This window comes from Streptomyces sp. NPDC057623 (assembly GCF_042800355.1).
In the GTDB taxonomy this organism is placed as follows: domain Bacteria; phylum Actinomycetota; class Actinomycetes; order Streptomycetales; family Streptomycetaceae; genus Streptomyces.
Genome location: NZ_JBHVGZ010000050.1, coordinates 16,244 through 31,005, shown reverse-complemented (window position 1 = coordinate 31,005; position 14,762 = coordinate 16,244). Strand labels below are relative to the sequence as shown.

Genomic DNA, 14,762 nt, shown 5'->3' with positions numbered 1-14,762 from the left:
ATGGACCTCCTACTGATCGGCGCGTCGCGGTTCGCCCAGCGGCGCGTGCTGCCGGCCGCCGCGTCCATCCCGGAGATCGAGAAGATCAACGTCGTAAGCTCGCACGTCGGTGCAAAGGCCCTCGGGCACGTGGCAAAGCTCACAACGGTGTACACCGACTGGGCCGAGGCGTTGACCGCCACCCGCCCCGGCCTGGTCTACGTCTCGCTGGTCAACAGCGACCACACGCGCGTGGTACGCCGCGCGCTGGAGCACGGACACCACGTGGTGGTCGACAAGCCGGCCCTGCCGGACCCGGACACCGCCGCGGAGATGGTGTCGCTGGCCCGGTCGTCATCGCTCGTCATCGCCGAGGCCACCTGCTACTCGTTCCACCCGGTGTTCGCGGCGGTCGAGTCGGTCCTCGCGGACCTCCACGCGGAGGTCACCCAGGCGCTGGCGGTCTTCACTCCCCCCGTGCCGGCCGACGACTGGAGGTACGACCGGGCCAAGGGCGGCGGGGCACTGCTGGACACCGGCCCCTACGCGGTGTCCCTGGGCCGGGTGCTGTGGGGCGTGGAGCCCGAGCGCATCGACGTCATCGTGGGCGATCGCACCGCCGACGCGCTTGAGACGTCGTACGGCATGCTCGCGGGCTACCCGGGCGGCCGGACCGTCGTCGGTCAGTTCGGTTTCACGACCGCCTACCAGAACATGGTCCGGCTCATGGGAGAGGGGTTCAGGATCGAGATCGAGCGGCCCTTCTCCGCACCGCCCGGGATGGCGGTCGACCTGCGGGTCCAGGCCGGGGACCAGGTGCGCGTGCACACCGTGGAGCCCGCCGACAGCATGCGGGTCTTCCTGTGCGAGGTCCTCGCGGCGGCGGAGCGGGGATCACAGGACTTCGGCGTCTCCCTGCTCAGCGATGCCCGGGCGCTCGCTCGCCTCACGCGAGCGGCATCGGTCTCTGAGGGCACACCGACGCCCGACATGGAGGAACCCGTGAACAGTAAGAGAAGCACACCGGAACGAGTCGGCGGGAGGTGACAGCGTGCAGCAGTTGCAGGCCGACTTCAGGGATCCACGGTGCGCACAGCGCGTGGGCTTCAGGGAGCACGACGCCCCGAACCAACTCGTGCGCATCCTCGAAGAACGCGGTTTTGCCGTAGTCACGATGGCGGATTCCGGGCCGCCCGACGCCGTACTCACATCACTGTCCACGGCACTACGACTCGGCGATCCCTACATTCCAGCCCTCTACCGCTACGCGGAGACGAAGGACTACTCAGCCTCCTTCACCGACATCCGCAGCGACACGAAGGACCGGCACCCCGGCTTCAGCACCACAGCAGGCCAGGCCTGGCACGTGGACGGTCTCCTCGACGACATCGGCGACATCAAGACCACCATCCTCTACTGCGTCCGCGCCGCCCACCAGGGCGGGGACACGCTGCTCTTCAACTCCCTGGCCGCCTTCGCCGAACTCCGCGAAAAGGACCCGGACGCGGCGGAAGCTCTACTCGCGCCCAGCGCACTCAACCGCCGCTCCACCATCCCCGCCATCGACGTGAACGCCACAGGTCCAGTGTTCTCGGTGGACGAGAAGGGTGATCTCATCACCCGCTACACGGACAACGAGACCTGCACGTGGAACTTCTCAGCCGGCCCGCCCGGCGGCCTGCGCAGAGCACTGGCCTTCCTCCGCACGGCATCCGACGACCCGCGCTACCGACTGGCAGTTCGCCTGACCCCCGGCGAGGCTCTGATCTTCCGCAACGACCGCCTCTCCCACGGCCGACAACCCTATGAGGACAAACCGGACGCCCGCCGCCACCTGGTCAGAGTGCTCTATGCCGACGTCCCCACCGCGCCCAGCGGCTGAGGTCGTGCCGACGGGTGCGGCAGGACGGAAGGGCCCCTTGCTCGTCGATCGCCATCAAGTGACCAGGGGCCATTCTTCTCGGCGAGAGGACACCGTATGGGAGACACGCTTCGGCTGCTGCGGGCGTTGCGGTCGGCGGGAAAGGGCATCGCGGCTGTCATCACCGTGATCCGGGTGGCAGAAAGGCTGATCCCGGCGGCCACCGCCATGGTGGTGGGACTGCTCGTCAGCCGGGTGACGGCGCAGAACGGCACCGGGGGTGGTTTCGGCACCGTTCTGTTGCCGCTGGCGGCGTTCTGTGCGGTGCTGATCGTGAGTCACGCCGCGGAGGCCGTGGTGGAGCCGTTGGCCTATCTGACACAGCAGCGGATCGACGGGGCACACCGCGCCGCGGTGACCCGCCTGGTGGCGAGCAGCCCGACCATCGACCTCCTGGAACAGCCCGCGGCACAGCACTTGATTCGGCAGGCCAAGGCGGACCCCGACGAGTTCACGCAACGCACGCCGGGGCAGGCCGCCCTGGCGGAACTCGATCAGGCGGCGGATGCCGTAGGGGTCACCGCGGCCTGTCTCGTGGTCGCTCAGTTCGCCTGGTGGCTGGTGCCGTTGCTGCTGGTTCCCTCACTGATCCGGGTCTGGCTGCGCTATCGCCAGCGACTGGAGTACGTCCGGCTCTGGCGGTCCCAGCTCGATCAGCTTGTCCGGGCGGACCGCTGGCAAGAGACGCTCGCCTCGCCGGGAGTGGGCAAGGACCTGCGGGTCTTCGGTTTCGGCGACTGGGCGCTGCGCAGGCTGCTGTGGCACCACGAGGTCCGCTGCGAGCCCCTGTTCGCCTTGTGGAGGCGCAATATCCGCGGTCAGTTCTGGTCTGTTCTGTTGGTGGCACCCCCCTTGCTGATCGCGATCACGGCTGTGGCGGCGGGAACCGTGAACGGGCAGAGCACGATCGCCACGGAGACCGCGGTGGTGACGGCTGCGGCGGCGCTGTTCACGATGGTCGGGCCGGGCGACAGCGCCCTGACCCGCCTGTCGGGGCTCGAAGCCTTCAAGGCGTACGACGAGCTGGCCGAGCTCTTCGGGACGGATCACCGACGTTCACTTCCCGCGGCCCCGGCCCGGACCGGCTCCTGCGGCCTTGTCCGGTTCGAGCAGGTCGGTTTCCGCTACCCGGGAACGGCACATGCCGTGCTCGACGGACTCGACCTGGAGATCCGCCCTGGTGAGCTGCTCGCGATCGTCGGGCTCAACGGGGCAGGCAAGTCGACGCTCATCAAACTGCTCGCCGGACTGTACGAGCCGACCAGCGGGCGCATCCTCGTGGGCGACGGCCAGGACCTGTCCGAACTGGGGGTCGATGCCTGGCGGGAGCGGATCTCGGTCGTCTTCCAGGATTTCGTCAAGTACGAACTATCGGCCGCCGACAATGTCACTCTCGGCCGCCTTGGCGTCGTACCGGACCCGGCCGTACTGGAGGCGGCGGCCCGGGACGCAGGACTGCGACCGGTCCTCGACCGCCTTCCCGACGGCTGGCAGACGCCGCTGGCACGCTCGCGCACGGGCGGCGTGGATCTGTCCGGTGGTCAGTGGCAGCAGATCGTGCTGACCCGGGCGCTGTACGCGTTGCGCACGGGCGCGGAGCTTCTCGTGCTCGACGAGCCGACCGCCCATCTGGACGTGCGCACAGAGTTCGAAGTCTTCCAGCGGCTGGCCGAACAGCGCGAGGAGACCGGTGTCGTACTGATCTCGCACCGCCTGTCGACGGTGCGTCAGGCTGATCGGATCGTGCTGCTCGACGGTGGCCGGATCACCGAATCCGGCACCCACGAAGAGCTGATCGCGGCGGGCGGCAGCTACGCCAAGATGTTCGCGATCCAGGCGGAGCGCTTCCAGCAGGGCTACCGGCACGCGATCGAGGAGGACGAACTGCTGTGAGGCGTTACCTGGCCCTGTGGGCCGAGCTGCTGAGGATCGCCTGGCGGCGGGCTCCGGCCGCCACGGCCACGATGATCGGTGCCTGCGCGTTGACCATCGCGGCCACCGCCGGGATCGCCCTGTCGCTGCGTGCCGTGATCGACGCCAGCGCCCACGGCACGCTGGGCACGGCCGTGGCGGCGGCCTGCGCAGTGGCCCTCTGCTACGGCGTGACGCTGACGTTCCAGCAGGTGATCTGGGATCTGGTCCATCTGCTGTCGGACAAGACGGACTTCGAACTGCGTCCGCAGATCCAGGGATGGATCGCCGGGATCGAGGGCCTGGAGCACCTGGAGCGCACCGACTTCCTGGACAGGCTGGAGGGGGTACGCAACAACGGCTGGCAGATCCCCGTCAGCCTGTGGCAGCTGCTTCTGGCCGTCCGCTCGGGACTGCAACTGGGCGTCACGCTCCTCCTCCTGGGCACCGTGAGCCCCTGGCTGCTGTTCCTCCTGCCGCTCGCCGCGCTCCCGCTGTGGTTCGACCACCGCGGAAAGCAAGCGGTGGTGAACGCCGAGACGGCGACCGCCGAGGTGTTCCGGCTGCAGCGCCACCTCTTCCAACTCGGCACCCGTGCCGACAGCGGCAAGGACATCCGCGTGGCGGGCGCCGGCGAGGAGATCGCCCGCCGGCAGGCCGCAGCCTGGGACGAGGCGGCGCACCTGCGCTACCGGGCACGAGTGCGTGCCGCGGGGTGGAAGTTCGGCGGCTGGTCGGTGTTCGCCTGCGGGTCCGTCGCAGCGCTCGCCCTGGTCGCCCACCAGGCGGCGCACGGCCGGGGCACCGCGGGCGATGTGGTGATGGCCGTCACCGTTGCGTCCGGCCTGCGGCAGACCGTGCAGCAGGCGGTGGGCCGCACGGCGAGCACGCTCGCGACGAGGACGGCCATCGAGTCGTACTTCTGGCTGCGGGAGTACGTCGCCGCCGAGACGGCCCGCACGGTCGGCACAGCACCCGCCCCCGCCCGGCTGGACCAGGGCATCGCCTTCGAGCACGTCTCCTACCGTTACCCCGGCACGGACCGCCTCGCGCTCGACGACGTCAGCGTCCGCATCCCTGCGGGGACCGTGGTCGCGATCGTCGGCGAGTACGGATCGGGCAAGACCACTCTGGTCAAGCTCCTCGCCAAGTTCTACCGGCCGACCGAGGGCCGGATCAGAGTCGACGGCACGGACCTCGCCGACCTCGACACCGCCGACTGGCGCTCGCGCGCCAGCGCCGCGTTCCAGGACTTCGGACGTCTGGAGACCACCTTCGCCGAGGGCGTCGGCCTCGGCGACCTGCCGCACCTGACCGACCGTGAGCGCATCTCGCGGGCGGCACGGGACGCCGACGCCACGACCCTCATGGAGCGGCTGCCCCAGGGCATGGACACCCAGCTCGGGCGCGAACTCGGCGGCGTCGACCTCTCCGAGGGCCAGTGGCAGCGGGTCGCGCTCGCACGTGCCGTCATGCGGCGGGATCCTGTGCTGTTCATCCTGGACGAGCCCACCGCTTCCCTCGACGCCCCCAGCGAGCACGCCATCTTCGAGCGCCAGATGGAACGCGCACGTCAACTCGCCAAGCACACCGGGGCGGTCACCGTGATCGTCTCGCACCGTTTCTCCACGGTGACCGGCGCCGACCTGATCCTCGTCCTCGACCGGGGCCGACTGGTCGAGTGCGGTACCCACGCCGAGCTGAGCGCCCTCGACGGAGGCCGCTACGCCGACCTGTACGGAATCCAGGCGGCGGCCTACAGCACCTGAGGGCCACCCGGCCGGTGCCCCCTGGCCGAAGGGCCAGTAGGCACGGCGACAGCTCGACAGGAGTATGGGTCCGTAGTCCAACAGCACGGGCACGCCCGGCTACAGGAGGAAAAAGTGGACATGGTTTCCCTGCAGCGAACCGTCTGGGACAACAAGGTACTCAAGGGCTACAACACCACCGACATACCACTGGAGTTCTGCATGCTCCAGGAAAAGGCGGCCGCGGCCTTCACCGCCTGGCGGAAGAAGCCGGAGCTGCTCGGGGAAGAACTGGCCGACGTCGTGCTCTACGCGGCAAGCATCGCCGAGATGACCGGTCTCGATCTGGAGCACGAGGTCAAGGTGAAGGTCGAAAAGAACTCGGCACGTTCCGATTGAGGAATACGGGCGACGAAAAGGTGATGGGCATGGGCGAGAGCGGAACGCGAGGACTGTCCTTCGGTGAGATCGCAGATCGTTACGACCGCTTTCGGCCCGTCGTGCCGACAGCGGCCCTTGACTGGCTCCTCCCGGACGGCTGCGAAACGGTGGTCGACCTCGCCGCCGGCACCGGCGCGCTGACGCGGCGCCTGGTCGACCGCGTGCGGGATGTCGTCGCCGTCGAGCCCGACCCGCGGATGCGCGAGATCCTCGCCCGCAACTGCCCGCAGGCGCGGCTGCTGCCCGGCACCGCCGAGCGGATGCCCCTGCCCGACGGCCAGGCCGACGCGCTGCTGATCTCCATGGCCTGGCACTGGATGGACCCGCAGCGCGCCATGCCGGAGATCGCACGCGTACTCCGAGGCGGCGGCACGTTCGGCGTCCTGTGGAACTACCGGGACCTATCCGTCCCCTGGGTCGCCGAGCTCGTCCGCTTCACCCGCGCGCTGAGGGCCCGCGAGAGCGGCCAGGGCGGCACCGCGCCGGCACCGAGCCGCGACGTCATGGACCCGCCGACCGGGTCTGTCTTCAGCCCTCTCGTCGAACAGCGCCTGCCCTGGCAGATGCCCGTCACCGCCGAGGAGCTCATCGGGCTCATGGGCACCGACGCCAGCGCCATCGCGCTGTCGGCCGAGGCCCGACATGCCGTGGACGAGCGGCTGGCCGAGTACCTGGACGACGAACTGGGCCTGTCGGGGGACCGGAAGATCGAGTTGCCGATGGCGTGCCGCTGTCTGCGTACCACCAGGAACCCGGACGCCGCACCGTGAGTGCCTTCGGCACCCGAGTGAACCGGGTGGAGGACCTGCGGCTGCTCACCTCGGGCGGCGTCTACGTGGACGACCTGCGGGTACCCGAACTCGTCGGGGCGGCGTACGTGTCCTTCGTACGTTCCCCGGTCGCGCATGCGGTCATCACCGACATCGACACGTCCCGGGCGCGAGCCCACCCGGGCGTGGTGGCCGTCTACACGGCCGCGGACCTGACCGACCTGCCCGCGCCCCCGCCGTTCCGGCGGCCGGGGCACGGCGGCGAGTTCTTCGCCGAGCCCCTGCTCGCCGGGGAGAAGGTCCGGTTCGTGGGCGAGCCGGTCGCGGTCGTGCTCACCAACGCGCGGTACGACGGCCAGGACGCCGCGGAACTCGTCGACGTGGACTACGAGCAGCTCCCCGCCGTCGTGGGTCCCGCTCAGGCGCTCCTCGACGACACGCTCCTGTTCGAGGAGGCCGGAACCAACCTCGCCGACCAGCGGGACCGCGACACCTACGACGACGCCGTCTTCGCCGACGCGGACGTGGTCGTCGAGCGAGAGATCGTGAACCACCGTGTGGCCTGCGTTCCGATGGAGTGCCGCGCCACCGCGGCGGCCTTCGACGGCAGGAGGCTCACCGTCTGGCACAGCAGCCAGAACGCCCAGCGCTCCCGGAGCACCCTCGCCGAGTGCCTGGGCATCCCGCCCGACGCCATCCGCGTGATCGTCCCCGATGTCGGCGGCGGCTTCGGCGCCAAGATCGGCATCGACCGGGACGCGATCGTCGTCGCCTGGGCGGCGTGGAAGTCGAGAACCGCGGTGCGGTGGGCGGAGGGCCGCGCCGAGAACCTCGTCGCCATGACCCAGGGCCGTGCCCAGCTCAACCGCGTCAAGATCGGAGGCAAACGCGACGGTACGATCACGGCGTACCGCCTCGACGTCGTCCAGGACGCGGGTGCCTACCCGCGCACCAGCACCCTCGCCCCCGTGACCTGCACGATGGCGCCCGGCGTGTACGACATCCCGCACGTGCAGACCGGCTACCGCGTCGTCCTCACGAACGCGACCCCCGTCAACAAGTACCGCGGCGCGGGCCGGCCGGAGGCCACGGCCGCCATCGAGCGAGCGGTGGACCTGTTCGCCGCCGAGATCGCAATGGATCCGGCCGAGGTCCGCCGCCGCAACCTCGTCGCCGCGGACGCGTTCCCGTTCCGCACCAGAACCGGGGCCCGCTACGACTCCGGTGCGTACGAGGCGGCCCTCGACAAGGTCCTCGGCGCCGCCGGCTACCCCCGGCTCCGAGCCGAGCGGACCGCCCGCAGGGACAACGGGTGCGGGAACGTGCTCGGCATCGGCATCTGCGTCTACGTGGAGATGACCGGTGGCGGTGGTGAGACCGCCAAGGTGACGGTGGACGGCACGGGCCGGGCAACGGTCCTGACCGGCAGCTCGGCGCAGGGCCAGGGCCACCACACCGCCTGGTCGATGCTCGTCGAGGCCGAACTCGGCATCCCGATGGACCGGACCACCGTCGTGCACGGGGACACCGACCTCATCCCGAAGGCCGTGGGAACCTACTCAAGCCGGTCCCTGCAACTCGGCGGTTCCGCGGTCCACAAGGCCGCCTCCGCGGTCAGGGATCAGGCCCGACGGCCCGCCGCCGACCTCCTCGGAGCCCGCGTGACCGACGTCGTCCTCAACACCGGTTCGGGGACGTGGCACACGGCAGACGACCCCGGCCGATCCCTGACCTGGGCCCAGGTCGTCCGGCACGCCGGAGTGGAGGGCCTCAGTGCCGACGTCGAGTTCGTCTCGGACCAGCCGACGTTTCCGTTCGGCGCGCACCTCTCGGTCGTCGAGGTCGACACCGAGACGGGGATGACCACGGTGCTCCGCCATGTGACCGTGGACGACGCGGGGCCGGTCCTCAACCCGGTCCTCGCCGAAGGCCAGCGTCACGGTGGCATCGCGCAGGGGATCGCCCAGGCGTTGTTCGAGGAGGTGCGCTACGACGAAGGCGGCACCCCGCTCAGCGCGACGCTCGCGGACTACGGGGCCGTCGCCGCCGCCGACCTGCCCGACTTCGAGCTGGCAGCCGGTGAGACCCCCACGGACGTGAATCCCCTCGGGGTCAAGGGAATCGGCGAAGCGGGGACGATCGGTTCCACTCCCGCGGTGCACAACGCGGTCATCGACGCGGTCGCTCACCTCGGCGTCCGGCACATCGACATGCCGCTGACGCCGAGCCGCGTCTGGGCGGCGATCAAGGAAGCGGGCGATGCACGCCAGCCTCAGCACTGAACGGCGAACGAACCCCTTGGTCAGGGCCCCCACGAGGTACCACACCCACCGGTCCTCATGTCGAGAGCGAGGATGTCATGGTAGGTCCAGCACCCCGCGACGTACGGGATCTCCCGGCCTACTCCAAGAACCTGATGACGTCACAGGAGAGACGACGCGTCCTTCTCCGGGACATCGATGTGGTCATCGACGGCGGGGCGAACGGCGGTCAGTACGCGAAGTGGATGCGCCAGTGCGGCTTTCGCCGAAAGATCATCTCCTTCGAGCCGGCATCCGCGGCTTTCGAGGTGCTCTCCGAAGCCGCCGGGCCGGACGACGACTGGCACTGCCACAACGTGGCGCTCGGACCGGAGGACGGCGAAGTTCTCCTGCATCTCACCCGTACGTCACTCGGCTCGTCGGTCTTCCGGCGGACCGATCTCCCCTCCCGCGTGTGGCCGAACGACGTCGAAGCCGGTACGGAGCTGGTTCCGATGCGATCGCTGCGATCGCTGTGGCATGAACTGGGCTGCGACGGCCGCCGGGTGTACCTGAAGCTGGATGTGGAGGGCGCCGAGCTGTCCGTCCTGGAGGGCGCGGGTCCGCTCCTGGACCGCATCGCGCTGCTCGAACTCGAACTGCCGTTGGCCGACATGCACCACGACGCGCCGACGTTCGTCGACATGCTGAACTTCCTGACCGCACGGGGCTTCTCGGTGGTCGCCCTGGAGCAGAACCACAGCGGCGACGACGCGACCGGTCGGATGCTGATGATCGACGGCATCTTCCGGTCGTCGAGCCCTGGGCGTGACCGGCCGGGGATGCCGGGGGAGGGCACATGAACCGCATCTCGGTGAAGATGAACGTGGACGGCACGACCTACGAGGGCGAGGTGGAACCCCGGCTCCTCCTCGTCCACTATCTGCGGGACCGGCTGAACCTGACCTGCACCACGGTCGGCTGTGACACCGGCAACTGCGGGGCGTGCACCGTCGATCTGGACGGGGTGAGCGTCAAGAGCTGCCTGGTCCTGGCGGTCCAGGCGGACGGGGGTGAGGTGACCACCGCCCAGGGCCTCGCGCGGGACGGCGAGTGTCATCCGCTGCAGCGGTCTTTCCACGAGCAGCATGCCCTGCAGTGCGGCTACTGCACCCCCGGCATGATCATGGCGGCCCGTGATCTGCTGCGGCACCATCCCGACCCCGGCCCGCGGGAGGTCCGGCACGCGCTGGCAGGCAACCTCTGCCGCTGCACCGGTTACCAGAACATCGTCAAGGCCGTGCTCGCCGCGGCGTCCGACGGGGAGGGGGCCGCGAGCACACGTCGAGGTGGCGCACAGTGATACCGAGGCAGGACTCCGCGGACCAGGGAGGCTCGGCGTGATCCCCGTGGCGTTCGACTACGCCTGCCCGGCGAGCGTCGAGGAGGCCGTCCGTGCGCTGGCCGAGAGCGGCGAGGAGGCGAAGGTGCTGGCCGGCGGCCAGAGCCTGCTGCCGATGCTGCGGTTGCGGGCCACCTCCCCGAAGTTGCTGGTCGACGTGGGCCGTGTGCCGCGGCTGCGCGGCGTCCGGGAGGAGGCCGGCTCGCTCGTCATCGGCGCCATGACCACCCACCACGACCTCCTCCACGACGCGCTGGTCCAACGGCACGCCCCGCTGCTGGCCACCGCGACGGAGACGGTCGGCGACCCCGCCGTACGCCACCGCGGCACCCTCGGCGGGTCCGTCGCCCACGCCGACCCGGCAGGCGACCTGTCCTCGGTGGTGCTGGCGCTGGACGGCGAGTTGGTGGCGCGGGGCCCGCGCGGGCGGCGCACCATCCCGGCCGCCGAGTTCTTCGTCGACCGCCTGAGGACCGCGCTGGAGCCCGACGAACTGCTCGTCGAGATCCGGGTACCCAAGCCGGGGGCGGGCTGGGGCTTCCACTACGAGAAGTTCCACCGCTCCGCGCAGGCTCCCACGGTGGTCGGCGTGGCCGTGGCGGTACGCCGCGAGAACGGCGGTATCGCACAGGCGCGTATCGGGCTGACGAACATGGGCCCCACGCCGCTTCGGGCGTCCGCGGTCGAGGCGGCGCTGGCCGGTGCGGACGCCACCGCGCAGGCCGTGGTACGGGCCGCCGAGGCCGCAGCCGAGGGCACCTCGCCTGCGTCCGACCTGGGCGCCTCCTCCGAGTACCGGGCCCACCTGGCCCGGGTGTTGACGCGCCGCGCCGTACTCGCCGCAGCCCGGGCGGAGTGACCGGCTCACTCCCTCATCGCGTCGTCGGCGCTGGTACGCCGGCGGTCCTCTCTCATTCATCGACCCACAGACACGGACAAGTCAGGAGGAGTAAGTGACTACAGGTGGCTTCTCGTTGAAACGGCTGACCCGCGTGCGAGACGTGCTCGAACGTCACGTCGATGCCGGGCACAGCCCGGGCGCGCTCGCCGTCATCGCCCGCCGCGGTGAGGTCCACATCGAGGCGACGGGCCATCTCGCCTTCGAGGGCGCAGGCTCCAGGACGCCGATGGCACCCGACACGATCTGCCGCATCGCATCGTGGACGAAGCAGATCGTCGCCGCCTGCGTGATGACGCTCGTCGAGGACGGCACGCTCCGCCTCGACGACCCTGTCGACGACCTCCTCCCGGAACTGGCGGACATGACCGTGCTCGCCGATCCGAACGGGCCGCTGGACGACACCGTCCCGGCGAAGCGTGCGATCACGCTGCGGGACCTGCTCACCTGCCGCATGGGGACCGGTGCCGTCCGCGCGGAGCCGGGAACGGTCCCGATCGCCGACGCGCTGAACGCGGTGGACCTCGGGGATTCCCCGGGCGACGCCGGACCGTCACCGGACGAGTGGATCCGCCGCGTCGGCAATCTGCCGCTCGTCTCCCAGCCGGGTGAGCGCTGGATGTACTACGTCGCTCCCATCGTGCTGGGCGTCCTCATCCCTCGCGCCACCGGCATGTCCCTCGAAGACACCCTGCGCGAGCGGATCTGCGAGCCGCTCGGCATGAAGGACACTGTTCTCAGCGTGGACGGCGACCGGCTCAGCCGGCTGGCGACCGCGTACATACGCGACGACGCCACCGGCGAGCTCGTTGTCGAACACGGCCCCGAGACGCTCTGGAAGCAGCCGCCGGCGTTCAAGGCGGCCGGCAGTGGGCTCGTGACGACCGCCAACGACTGGCTCGCCTTCACCTCGGCCCTGCTCGCCGGCGGTACCCACCGCGGCGTACGGGTCCTCTCGCGGCCGTCGGTGACCTTGATGACGAGTGACCAACTGGCGTCGGCGCAGCGGGAGTTCTTCCAGTACCGCGTCTGGCCGCCGGGGTTCTACTACGACTTCGGCTGGGGTTTCGGGATGGGGGTCACCAACCGGTTCATGCACGTCGGACCCTCCGTCGGCAGCTACGGGTGGTACGGCAAGTACGGCACCGCCTGGTTCAACGACCCTGCCGAGGACATGACGACGATGCTCATGATCCAGTACACGGAGGCGCACGACCTGCCGCTCTTCGTCGACTTCTGGACAGCTGCCTACCAGGCGATGAACGACTGACCGCGAGGTCCGTTCTGCGAGGCGCGGTCACTTCGCCGTCGGGGTCCTCGCCTTCGGCTTCAACGGCTCCCACCAGCTGCGGTGTTCCCGGTACCAGGCGACGGTCTCGGCCAGCCCCTGCTCCAGATCCACTTGAGCGGTGTAGCCCAACTCGTCGGCGGCTTTGCGGCAGTCAAGGGAGTACCGCAGATCATGGCCCTTCCGGTCGGGCACCCGCTCGACCATGTCCCAGCTGGAACCGGTCGCATCGAGGATCAGCCCCGTCAGCTCCTCGTTGGTCAACTCCGTACCCCCGCCGATGTGGTAGATCTGGCCCGGCCGTCCGTTGAGCAGGGCGAGCACGATGCCGCGGCAGTGGTCCGACACGTGCAGCCAGTCGCGCACGTTGCGCCCGTCGCCGTAGAGCGGTACACGCCTGCCCTCCAGCAGGTTCGTCACGAAGAGCGGGATCACCTTCTCCGGGAACTGGTAGCGGCCGTAGTTGTTGGAGCAGCGGGTCACCACGACATTCATGCCGTGCGTCCGGTGATAGGCCAGGGCGAGCAGATCGGAGCCGGCCTTCGACACGGCGTACGGCGAGTTGGGGGCGACCGGGCACTCCTCCGTCCACGAACCGTTCTCGATCGACCCGTACACCTCGTCCGTCGAGACATGGACGAAGCGGCCCACCCGGTGCTTGCGGGCCGCGTCCAGCAGCACCTGGGTGCCGACCACATTGGTCATCACGAACGGTCCTGCCCCGGCGATGGACCTGTCGACATGTGACTCCGCGGCGAAGTGCACCACAACGTCATGGCCCGCCATCACCCGGTCCACCAGGCCGGCGTCGCAGATGTCGCCGTGGACGAACGAATACCCGGGCTGCGCGGCGACCGGGTCGAGATTGGCCGCAACACCCGCGTAGGTGAGCTTGTCCAGCACGGTGACCCGCAAGGCGTGCGATATGGCCTCCGGGAACGAGAAAAGGGATCGCACGAATTCCGAGCCGATGAACCCGGCGCCGCCGGTTACAAGGAGCCGCATAGGAACTAACTCTACTTGTGCATGGAGGACTTCACATAGTGCATAGCACCACCAGAGGCGAAGGAGGGATGGGGACCGACCGGACGCCGGGCCTCGATGACAATGCGTGGAATTCTTCTTGCTGGCGGTACAGGATCTCGACTTTGGCCGATTACAACGGCTGTGTCGAAGCAACTGATGCCAGTATTCGACAAACCCATGGTCTACTACCCGCTGAGCACGTTGATGATGGCCGGGGCCCGCGAGATCCTGGTCATCACGACTCCGGAAGGCCAGCCTCAGTTCCAGCGCTTGCTCGGAGACGGGTCACAACTCGGCCTGCGGCTGGAGTACATGGCGCAGGAGCGACCCGAGGGGATCGCCCAGGCATTTGTGTTGGGCGCGGAGTTCATCGGCCAGGAATCGGTGGCCCTGATCCTCGGTGACAACATATTTCACGGCGGCGGCCTGGGGACGCGATTGCGTGGGTACGCCGATCCGGTGGGCGGCCGGGTCTTCGCCTACCCCGTGGTCGATCCCACGGCCTACGGGGTCGTGGAGTTCGACGAGAACGGCTTGGCGGTGTCGATCGAGGAGAAGCCCGCCAAGCCCAAGTCCCGGTACGTCGTCCCAGGGCTGTACTTCTACGACAACCGGGTGGTGGAGATCGCGCATGACCTGAAACCCAGCGCGCGCGGCGAGCTGGAGATCACCTCGATCAATGAAACCTATCTGCGCCGGGGCGAATTGCATGTGACCGTGCTCGACCGCGGTACCGCCTGGCTGGACACGGGAACCTTCGCCTCTTTGGTGCAGGCTTCGGAATACGTCCGGGTGATAGAGGAACGCCAGGGGTTCAAGATTGGCTGCGTGGAGGAGGTCGCCTGGCGGACCGGCCTCATCGGGGACGACCAACTGCGGGACCTGAGCCGGCCGTTGCTCAAGAGTGGTTACGGCCGGTACCTGTTGGACCTGCTTGACGAGGAGGGCGAAGTGACGAAGTAACAGCGTGACGCGCGCCTTCTTGCCACAGCAGAGGCCAGGACCTGGTCAGGGCCGGTCTTGCGGTGTGTTCTCGACGAGCGGGACCGAACCCGTCCGCGTCGGGGGGGGGGAGAAGGAAGGAGCGAGCCCCCCCACCGAAAAACGAAGGAAACGGGGGCGTCCCGCACCCCCCCCC

Annotated in this window: 13 protein-coding genes; 12 read left to right on the top strand and 1 reads right to left on the bottom strand. The window is 69.3% G+C overall.

What is annotated here, in order from left to right; genetic code table 11:
* The 11 genes from ACFU95_RS35555 (at position 1) to ACFU95_RS35505 (ending at position 12,580) form a co-directional block, all read left to right on the top strand.
* Positions 1-1,026, top strand: coding sequence for a Gfo/Idh/MocA family protein (locus ACFU95_RS35555; RefSeq protein WP_383836661.1), 1,026 nt, complete (start codon positions 1-3; stop codon positions 1,024-1,026).
* A gap of 4 nt (positions 1,027-1,030) precedes the next feature.
* Positions 1,031-1,861 (top strand): TauD/TfdA family dioxygenase, encoded by an 831-nt coding sequence (locus tag ACFU95_RS35550; protein WP_383836658.1) that lies wholly within the window; start codon positions 1,031-1,033, stop codon positions 1,859-1,861.
* 96 nt (positions 1,862-1,957) lie between these two features.
* Positions 1,958-3,793, top strand: coding sequence for an ABC transporter ATP-binding protein (locus ACFU95_RS35545; RefSeq protein WP_383836656.1), 1,836 nt, complete (start codon positions 1,958-1,960; stop codon positions 3,791-3,793).
* A complete protein-coding gene (locus ACFU95_RS35540) occupies positions 3,790-5,580 on the top strand; it encodes an ABC transporter ATP-binding protein (protein ID WP_383836653.1) in 1,791 nt (596 codons plus the stop codon). The genes ACFU95_RS35545 and ACFU95_RS35540 overlap by 4 nt, the downstream gene beginning before the upstream one ends.
* Positions 5,581-5,700: 120 nt before the next feature.
* Positions 5,701-5,958, top strand: coding sequence for a hypothetical protein (locus tag ACFU95_RS35535; protein ID WP_383836649.1), 258 nt, complete (start codon positions 5,701-5,703; stop codon positions 5,956-5,958).
* 29 nt (positions 5,959-5,987) lie between these two features.
* Entirely contained in the window at positions 5,988-6,770 is a 783-nt protein-coding gene (locus ACFU95_RS35530) for a class I SAM-dependent methyltransferase (protein WP_383836646.1), read from the top strand.
* On the top strand, positions 6,725-9,052 hold the full coding sequence (locus ACFU95_RS35525) for a xanthine dehydrogenase family protein molybdopterin-binding subunit (RefSeq protein WP_383836643.1): 2,328 nt from the start codon (positions 6,725-6,727) through the stop codon (positions 9,050-9,052). The genes ACFU95_RS35530 and ACFU95_RS35525 overlap by 46 nt, the downstream gene beginning before the upstream one ends.
* A gap of 77 nt (positions 9,053-9,129) precedes the next feature.
* The gene (locus ACFU95_RS35520) at positions 9,130-9,873 is read left to right on the top strand and encodes an FkbM family methyltransferase (RefSeq protein ID WP_383836640.1); all 744 of its coding nucleotides are present in this window, start codon (positions 9,130-9,132) and stop codon (positions 9,871-9,873) included.
* Positions 9,870-10,373: a (2Fe-2S)-binding protein gene (locus ACFU95_RS35515; protein WP_383836637.1), complete on the top strand. Its 504-nt coding sequence runs from the start codon at positions 9,870-9,872 to the stop codon at positions 10,371-10,373. The genes ACFU95_RS35520 and ACFU95_RS35515 overlap by 4 nt, the downstream gene beginning before the upstream one ends.
* 37 nt (positions 10,374-10,410) lie before the next feature.
* Complete coding sequence (locus tag ACFU95_RS35510) at positions 10,411-11,271, top strand: FAD binding domain-containing protein (RefSeq protein WP_383836634.1); 861 nt, start codon at positions 10,411-10,413, stop codon at positions 11,269-11,271.
* Positions 11,272-11,365: 94 nt separating this feature from the next.
* The gene (locus ACFU95_RS35505; protein WP_383836631.1) at positions 11,366-12,580 is read left to right on the top strand and encodes a serine hydrolase domain-containing protein; all 1,215 of its coding nucleotides are present in this window, start codon (positions 11,366-11,368) and stop codon (positions 12,578-12,580) included.
* Positions 12,581-12,607: 27 nt separating this feature from the next.
* On the opposite strand, the gene rfbB is transcribed toward ACFU95_RS35505, so the two are convergent.
* Entirely contained in the window at positions 12,608-13,603 is a 996-nt protein-coding gene (rfbB, locus tag ACFU95_RS35500) for a dTDP-glucose 4,6-dehydratase (RefSeq protein WP_383836628.1), read from the bottom strand.
* Positions 13,604-13,705: 102 nt separating this feature from the next.
* Between rfbB and rfbA the strand changes: the two genes are divergently transcribed.
* Positions 13,706-14,587, top strand: a complete 882-nt coding sequence (gene rfbA / locus ACFU95_RS35495) for a glucose-1-phosphate thymidylyltransferase RfbA (RefSeq protein ID WP_383836753.1) — start codon at positions 13,706-13,708, stop codon at positions 14,585-14,587.
* Positions 14,588-14,762 lie beyond the last annotated feature (175 nt).

What these genes read in the sequence shown, in the direction of transcription:
- ACFU95_RS35545 (WP_383836656.1), top strand. Translation starts at nt 1,958, where the DNA reads ATGGGAGACACGCTTCGGCTGCTGCGGGCGTTGCGGTCGGCGGGAAAG.
- ACFU95_RS35515 (WP_383836637.1), top strand. Translation starts at nt 9,870, where the DNA reads ATGAACCGCATCTCGGTGAAGATGAACGTGGACGGCACGACCTACGAG.
- rfbA (WP_383836753.1), top strand. Translation starts at nt 13,706, where the DNA reads ATGCGTGGAATTCTTCTTGCTGGCGGTACAGGATCTCGACTTTGGCCG.
- ACFU95_RS35535 (WP_383836649.1), top strand. Translation starts at nt 5,701, where the DNA reads ATGGTTTCCCTGCAGCGAACCGTCTGGGACAACAAGGTACTCAAGGGC.
- rfbB (WP_383836628.1), bottom strand. Translation starts at nt 13,603, where the DNA reads ATGCGGCTCCTTGTAACCGGCGGCGCCGGGTTCATCGGCTCGGAATTC.
- ACFU95_RS35555 (WP_383836661.1), top strand. Translation starts at nt 1, where the DNA reads ATGGACCTCCTACTGATCGGCGCGTCGCGGTTCGCCCAGCGGCGCGTG.
- ACFU95_RS35520 (WP_383836640.1), top strand. Translation starts at nt 9,130, where the DNA reads ATGGTAGGTCCAGCACCCCGCGACGTACGGGATCTCCCGGCCTACTCC.
- ACFU95_RS35530 (WP_383836646.1), top strand. Translation starts at nt 5,988, where the DNA reads ATGGGCGAGAGCGGAACGCGAGGACTGTCCTTCGGTGAGATCGCAGAT.